6 protein-coding genes and 1 tRNA gene are annotated in these 7,635 nt (G+C 57.2%); all 7 read left to right on the forward strand.

The genetic code is table 11. From position 1 onward, the window contains the following. The coding region (locus tag VL003_RS02075; RefSeq protein ID WP_487047242.1) for a permuted SH3 domain-containing protein at positions 1 to 204 on the forward strand (204 nt) is incomplete at its 5' end. Between the two features lie 10 nt (positions 205 to 214). Then, the gene (locus tag VL003_RS02080) at positions 215 to 3,301 is read left to right on the forward strand and encodes an efflux RND transporter permease subunit (RefSeq protein WP_325439091.1); all 3,087 of its coding nucleotides are present in this window, start codon (positions 215 to 217) and stop codon (positions 3,299 to 3,301) included. Between the two features lie 72 nt (positions 3,302 to 3,373). Then, the gene (gene dnaQ, locus VL003_RS02085; protein ID WP_325439093.1) at positions 3,374 to 4,084 is read left to right on the forward strand and encodes a DNA polymerase III subunit epsilon; all 711 of its coding nucleotides are present in this window, start codon (positions 3,374 to 3,376) and stop codon (positions 4,082 to 4,084) included. A 149-nt stretch (positions 4,085 to 4,233) separates the two neighbouring features. Next, positions 4,234 to 4,764 (forward strand): DUF4347 domain-containing protein, encoded by a 531-nt coding sequence (locus VL003_RS02090; RefSeq protein WP_325439095.1) that lies wholly within the window; start codon positions 4,234 to 4,236, stop codon positions 4,762 to 4,764. A 50-nt stretch (positions 4,765 to 4,814) separates the two neighbouring features. After that, positions 4,815 to 4,889: transfer RNA gene (locus tag VL003_RS02095), tRNA-Val, on the forward strand. A 594-nt stretch (positions 4,890 to 5,483) separates the two neighbouring features. Then, positions 5,484 to 6,521 (forward strand): AAA family ATPase, encoded by a 1,038-nt coding sequence (locus VL003_RS02100; protein WP_325439097.1) that lies wholly within the window; start codon positions 5,484 to 5,486, stop codon positions 6,519 to 6,521. Positions 6,522 to 6,980: 459 nt separating this feature from the next. Beyond that, positions 6,981 to 7,635: type I restriction-modification system subunit M N-terminal domain-containing protein (locus VL003_RS02105; RefSeq protein ID WP_325439099.1), on the forward strand; the 655-nt coding region annotated here is incomplete at its 3' end.

Consider the following 7,635-nt stretch of genomic DNA (forward strand, 5'->3'; position numbering starts at 1 on the left):
GGTGAAGAGCGCTACGTCTTTCGCATTCACGACGGCAAGGCCGAGCGGCTGGCGGTAGGCATTGGCCAGCGACGGGCGGGGCGTATTGAAATCACGTCGGGCCTTGCAGAGGGTGACGAAGTAGTGGTGGCGGGCTTGCAAAAAATCGTCGACGGCGCGCCGGTACGGGTGATGGGCAGGGCGGCACGCCCCGCACAATCTTAAGGCGCCGGACATGGTCCTTTCCGAAATCTGCATCAAGCGCCCGGTTTTTGCCACGGTACTGTCTTTGGTGATTGTGCTGATCGGCCTTATTTCGTACGAGCGCCTGACCGTGCGCGAGTACCCGGCCATCGACGAGCCGGTGGTGTCGGTTCGAACCGACTACAAGGGTGCCTCGCCCGAGGTGATCGAGTCGCAGGTAACCAAGCCGCTTGAAGATCAGTTGGCCGGCATGGAGGGGGTCGATGTCATGACCTCGCGCAGCCGCTCGGAACGCAGCTTCATTAATATCAAATTCAACCTTGACCGCGACCCCGACGCCGCCGCGGCCGATGTGCGTGACAAAGTGGCCCGCGCCCGGCGGTTTTTGCCCGACGAGATCGACGAGCCGATCATCAGCAAAGTCGAGGCCGACTCCACCCCCATTATCTTTCTGGCGGTCAATGCCGGCAGCATGAGCACGCTGGAGGCCTCCGACTACATTACCCGCTACGTTAAAACGCGGTTGTCGGTGTTGCCCGGCGCGGCCGAGGTGCGTATTTACGGCGAACGTCTGCCGTCGATGCGTATCTATGTAGAGCGCAGCAAGCTGGCCGCCTACCGGCTTACCGTGCAAGACATTGAAGATGCCTTGCGTTCGCAGAACGTCATGATTCCCGCTGGGCGGATCGAGTCTGAAATGCGCGAGTTTTCGGTGGTGTCTTCCACCGACCTGCAAACGGTTGAGCAGTTTCGTGACGTTATCGTGGCCAATGTGCAGGGGTATTCGGTACGCTTGAGCGACGTGGCCGACGTAGAAATTGGCCCCGCCGACGAACGCATTATGGCGCGCTTCAATGGCAGCGACGGCCTGCTGATTGGCATTACCAAGCAGTCTACTGCCAACCCGCTGGACCTTTCCAAGGCCATGACGCGCGAGGTGGCCCTGATCAACCAGAGCCTGCCCGAAGGCATGAGCATCGGTATTGCCTACGACAGCTCGGTGTTCATTCAAGAGTCGATCAAGTCGGTTTACTACACCATCGGTGAAGCCATTGTCCTGGTGATTCTGGTTATTTTCTTTTTCCTGCGCAGCGTGCGCGCCAGCCTGATTCCCATCGTTACCATACCCGTGTCGCTAATCGGCGCTTTCGGCATCATGTATTTTTTTGGGTTTTCGATCAACACGCTGACCCTGCTTTCGATGGTGCTGGCCATTGGCCTGGTGGTCGATGACGCCATCGTGGTGCTCGAAAACGTGTACCGGCACATGGAAGAAGGAAAGTCGCGCATTGAAGCGGCTTTCATCGGCTCAAAAGAGATAGGTTTTGCCATTGTGGCCATGACGCTTACCTTGGTAACGGTCTACGCGCCCCTGGCCTTTGCCACAGGCCGCACCGGTCGCCTGTTCATTGAGTTTGCGCTGACCCTGGCCGGCGCCGTGCTGGTGTCGGGCTTTGTGGCGCTTACCCTTACTCCCATGATGTGCGCCACCTTATTGCGGCACGAAAACAAGCACGGCAAGGTCTATTTATTTATCGAAAACCTGCTGGTTCGGCTTAGCAACGGGTACCAGCGCAGCCTGAAACTGGCGCTGCGCCACCGGGCCGTTGTGTTGTTGCTGGGCTTGCTGGTGGCCCTGGGTAGTGCAGTGCTGTTCAAGACTGTTAAAAGCGAATTGGCGCCGGTCGAAGACCGCGGCGTCATTTACGGCATTATTACCGCGCCCGACGGCGCCACCATCGACTACACGCTGGAAAGCATGCGGCGTATCGAGGCCATGTACGCCGATATTCCCGAGGCCTCGGGCAACCAGACCGTTATCGGATTCCCCACTGTGGTCGACGGCTTCGCCATTTTGCGCCTTAAGCATTGGGACGAGCGCGAGCGCTCGCAGCAAAGCATCGCCGACAGCCTGCGACCCAAATTCAATGCGTTGCCCGGCGTGCGGGCGTTTCCCAGCAACCCCGCCTCGCTGGGGCAGCGGGCCACTTCCAAGCCGGTTGAGTTCGTCATACTTAGTCAGGCGTCATATGCGGAAATGGCTGAAATAACGGATGCTTTCATGGACAGGCTCAGCCAGTATCCGGGCCTGCAAAACCTGGAGACCGATTTGCGGCTGAACACGCCCGAGCTTGAAGTAACGGTCAACCGCGATCGCCTGGCCGACGTGGGCGTGGACGTGGGCACGGTGGGCCGTACACTGGAGTCCATGCTGGGCGGCCGCCAGGTTACGCGTTTTAGAGACGGCGGCGAACAATACGACGTCATTGTGCAGGTCAAGAAGCAAGACCGCTCCGACCCGCGCGATATTTCCGACATTTACGTACGCACCCGAGACGGCGGCATGGTGCAGCTTTCCAACTTTTTGGACGTGGCCGAAAGCGTGTCGCCTCAGTCGCTCAACCACTTCAATCGCCTGCGCGCGGTCAAGGTTCAGGCGGCGGTGGCGCCCGGCTACGCGCTGGGCGAGGTTCTGGACCACATGTATGCGGTGGCCGCCGATATGCTGCCCGACACAGTGCAAACCGACCTTGACGGCCAGTCGCGCGAGTTCCGCGATTCGTCGGGCAACATTTATATGGTGTTTGTCATGGCGCTGGTCTTTATTTACCTGGTGCTGGCGGCCCAGTTCGAAAGCTGGCGCAACCCCTTGATTATTATGCTTTCGGTGCCGCTTTCGATGACCGGCGCCTTGTTGGCCTTATGGTTGTCGGGCGGGTCGCTGTCTATTTACAGCCAGATCGGGCTGATTACCCTGGTGGGCCTGATCACCAAGCACGGTATTCTTATTGTTGAGTTTGCCACGCAACTGCGCGACGAAGGCATGGAAAAAGTCGACGCGGTGGTTCAGGCCAGTATATTGCGGCTGCGCCCCATCTTAATGACCACCGGCGCCATGGTGCTGGGCGTGCTGCCTCTGGCCTATGCCACCGGGGCCGGCGCCGAGTCGCGCCAGCAAATTGGTTGGGTGCTGGTGGGCGGGTTATGTTTGGGAACCTTGCTGACCCTTTACGTGGTGCCGGTTGCCTACACCCTTATCGCAGGCAAGGTGCGTCGCGAAAAAGCGGTGTACCAGCAAGCGGGTGCCACCGCCGACGCCGGCAAGGCAGCACCGTAAGGCCGCGCGACATTGGGCGCGGCGCCGTGCTCTACAATGGCACGGCAACGTTTTTTCAGCAGGGTCATGTTCATGCGTCAAATCATTCTCGATACAGAAACCACGGGCCTGGACCCCGCTCAGGGCCATCGCATTGTCGAAGTAGCCTGCGTCGAGATGGTGAATCGGTCGTTAACCGGCAACCATTTGCACCTGTATTTGAACCCCGAGCGCGACAGCGACCCCGAGGCGCTTGCGGTGCACGGGCTGACCACCGAGTTCTTGTCCACCCACCCAAAATTTTCGGAAGTGGCTCACCACATTGTGGATTTCGTGCGCGGCGCCGAAGTCATCATTCACAACGCGGCGTTCGACCTGAAGTTTTTGAATGCCGAGCTGGCGCGCGTGGGCAAGCCGGCCTTTGATTCCGTATGCGCAAACATCATCGACTCATTGCTGCATGCGCGCGAACTGCACCCCGGCAAACGTAATAATTTGGACGCCTTGTGCGAGCGCTACGGAATTTCGAACGCGCACCGCACCCTGCACGGCGCTTTGCTCGACTCTGAACTGCTGGCCGACGTCTGGCTGGCCATGACACGCGGCCAAGATGCGCTGATCATGGATTTTGGTGGCTCTGATGCGCAGCGAGCCAATGGCACACAGTTAGAGCAATTCGATGCCTCGGTATTGCAGGTGCTGTGTGCAGACCCTGACGAAGCGACCGCACACGAAGCTTACCTTGACTCGATGGAAAAAGGGGCCGGAAAGCCCAGTCTGTGGCGCGCCGGGTCTGCAGCTTGATGCCCCGTGTTTACATAAAAAATTGCTGCCTTGAACAAGTTTGTGTGTCAGAATGTCACGCGCCTGTCCAATAAGCAGCCTCGAATCAAATCATAAGTATCACCAATTCAAGCAACGCCGCTTTCACGTAACCACGTTGGTTGGGGCCTATGTCTGATCACCGCCGATCCGCTTTTTGCAGTACCGATGAAAACGTACAAAGTCAGCAGGCCGGCGCGCTCGCCGCTACTGCCGGTCGGGCTGCGCACGTGGGCGCCACTGGACAAGGTCTGAGTGGTCGCGAGATTCTATTTATAGATGCAGCCCTGCACGATTGGGCCAAAATTGCCGCCAACGTGCGCACCGACGTCGACGTGGTGGTGCTGGACACGCAAGCCGACCCCTTGGCTCAAATCGTTGATACCTTCGCTTGTGGAATCCCCCCCGAGGCGGTGCATATCGCTGCTCGGGGCGACTACACCCACCTGCAACTAGGCGAGCGCCGCATTTGCCTGGCGCAACTGCCCGGGCAGGCCACCCCCCTGGCCGAGCTGCAGGGCAGCCTTTTATATGTCGACGACGCCGTGCTCTACGGCTGCGAGTTCGCCCACTCCAGCCAGACCGAACACTTTTTGCATGCGTTGCTGCAAGCCAGTAGAAACCCCCTTCCTGCCGCGTCAGCGTTGTATTTTCCATGCTAAACTAGTTGGCTTCACTTCCAAGCACCGCGATGTGTGTCTGCGGCGCCTTGGGGCGGTTAGCTCAGTGGTAGAGCACTGCCTTCACACGGCAGGGGTCACTGGTTCGAACCCAGTACCGCCCACCAATTTTTCCCTTGTAAATCAATAGTTTGCTTGTGGCTGGTGCTTTACCTCCGGCGCTCAGCACGCAACAAGTACGCAAAACTGCGTAAAAATTCGACCGAGCATTGGTACAGTCGGAGCATCATCCTCGCATCCGCAGGGTTTGAGAGCTCGGTGCGGATTGTCCGTCGCTTACTAACTAGAGTGCCCCAGGGGGTTGCTGCCCCTCGTTTGACGTATTTTGGCGTTTTAGCATGCTAAAGAGCGTCATCTGAGGTCCTAGTTTTTCCTATCAGTGCCCTCAAAGGGCACTGATAGCCGCTCGTGAAGCGAGTGTTTTCCGAATAATGACCTTAGCTGTGGAACTGGCCATGGCGCTTTACTTAAAGGTCTGATATGAAAAAGGAAAACATTGTTTATTCAGTACAAAGTTTCTGTGACGAGCACGGAATTAGTAGAAACCACCTATACAGACTCTGGGGCAACGGCGAAGGGCCTGCTTTCATGCGCGTAGGGCGTAGGCGGTTGATTACTGTCGAAGCCGCTGCAGCATGGCGCAAGCGGATGGAGGTAGCCTCTTCCATTGATGCCGCTCAGCTTGTCGCCGGGGGGCAGTCATGAAGGCATGGGATACTTCTGAGTTCCCCGATGGGGTTCGGCTGCTGCGAGCTGCTGAGTGCGAGCCTCAACCGGTTCAATGGCTATGGAGGCACTGGCTACCGAGGGGCGCAATCACGATTCTTGCGGGAATGCCCGGCACTGGGAAGACAACACTTGCGCTATCTATTGCATCGATCGTATCAAGTGCAGCGTGTTGGCCGGATGGATCGCAGTGCATCGAGCCAGGTAACGTCGTGATTTGGTCTGGTGAAGATGAAATTGAAGCGACGCTGCTACCTCGTCTGATTGCCATGGGGGCAGACCTTGAGCGTGTGCACTTCGTGACTAAGATTCAGGACCAGGGTAGCTTTCGAGAGTTTGATCCGAGCACTGATATACGTCAGTTGATGATGAAAATTGCCGAGATCGGCGGGGCTGATGTCGTCATCATTGATCCTATTATGAACGCAGTTTCCGGCGACGCGCATCGTGCCAATGAGGTGCGTCGAGACCTGCGCGATCTTATCGTTTTGGCACGTTCCCATGTCGCCGTAATTGGAATTTCTCATTTTTCGAAAGGCGGGGGCAAGATCAATCAGAACCCGCTCGATCGCGTTATCGGATCGCAAGCTTTCGCTGCCCTTGCTCGTGTTGTATTGGTTGCGGCCAGACGACCAAATTATGAAGAGCGATTTTTCGCGCGCGCGAAGAATAATCTGGGGCCGGATGGGGGAGGATTTGAATACACGGTTGAGTACTTAGTCATTCCTCATGCCGTTGAAACATCCAAGGTGGTTTGGGGCGATTCAGTGGACGGTGATGCTCAGTCGATCTTGGCTGATGCTGAGCGAGGTGTGAACCTGTCGAGCAGGCTGGATGAAGCGAAGGATTTCTTGTGTGGAGTGCTGATCGGCTCAGGCCGGGTACCATCCACGAAGATACTGGAGCTTGCGACGGCGGCGGGCCACTCCACATCAACCATCAATCGCGCGAAAGCCGAGCTTCGAGTAAGGGCGGAGAAGGACGGTAACGGCGGTTGGTTCTGGAGGTTATGACCCCCGTTGTTCTAGGCAAGGTAATCAAGATGACCAAGACTGCTAAGATTTCATGACGGAATCTTGGCAGTCTTCACTCAGCGGATCGAGGTACTGGTCTTCAGATATTAAGGGATACACGGGAAAATTGCGCAGATTTGTGCTGTTGTCGTGAGTGAACTTCGGGGCGAAGTCGCACAACCCCAAAACAAGGTATTCATCTGCTCAGTGACCGCCCTCAATGTTGTGACCCGCCAGTGACTGCTGAGCCTTGTGAGGGGACGTTTCTTCGACAGTATATAGAGATCAATCCCGGCACCCACCACACCGAACAGCTTGATCGGTTTCGGCTATGCGGGAGCCTGCGGCGTGCAGCTTTTGCACCGTCACGCGAAATCACCTTCTGGCGCAAAGCCGTAAGTTCAGCCGTCCCTTGGTTTATCATGTGAAAGATTTTGTATCTTCCCCTGGGCTTTGGCTGTGAACATTGAATCTCATTCGCAAGTTGCGTCGTTTATCTGGTCGGTAGCCGACCTTTTGCGGGGTGACTTCCGTCAATCCCAGTACGGACGCATCATTTTGCCGTTCACGCTGCTGCGCCGTTTGGAGTGTGTGCTGGAGCCTAAGAAGCAAGCCGTACTCACCGCCGCCCGTGAAAACCAGCGCCTGTCTGAGGAGGTTCAGGAGCGCCTGCTGCTGCGTGCTGCTGATCAGCCTTTTTTTAACGCATCTCCGCTGAGTCTGGCCACGCTATCGGACACCCAGACTGCCGACGACCTGATGAGCTATGTGAACGCCTTCAGCCGTCATGGCCGCGAGATTTTCGAGCACTTCCGCTTTGAAGAGTATGTGCAGCAACTGGCCGCGGCCGATTTGCTGTATCAGGTGGTGCAGCGCTTTGCCACGATTGACCTGAGTCCAGAGCGCGTCAGCAACTTTGGCATGGGTCTGATCTTTGAAGAGCTGATCCGCCGCTTCGCGGAAAGCGCCAACGACACGGCCGGGGAACACTTCACCCCGCGCGACATCGTGCACCTGACGACATCCCTGGTGATGACGGAGCAGGACGCCAAACTCAAGCCCAACAGCATTGTTACCGTGTACGACCCCACTGCAGGCACGGGCGGTTTTCTTT

It is taken from the genome of Pusillimonas sp., from assembly GCF_035515275.1.
GTDB lineage: Bacteria > Pseudomonadota > Gammaproteobacteria > Burkholderiales > Burkholderiaceae_B > Pusillimonas.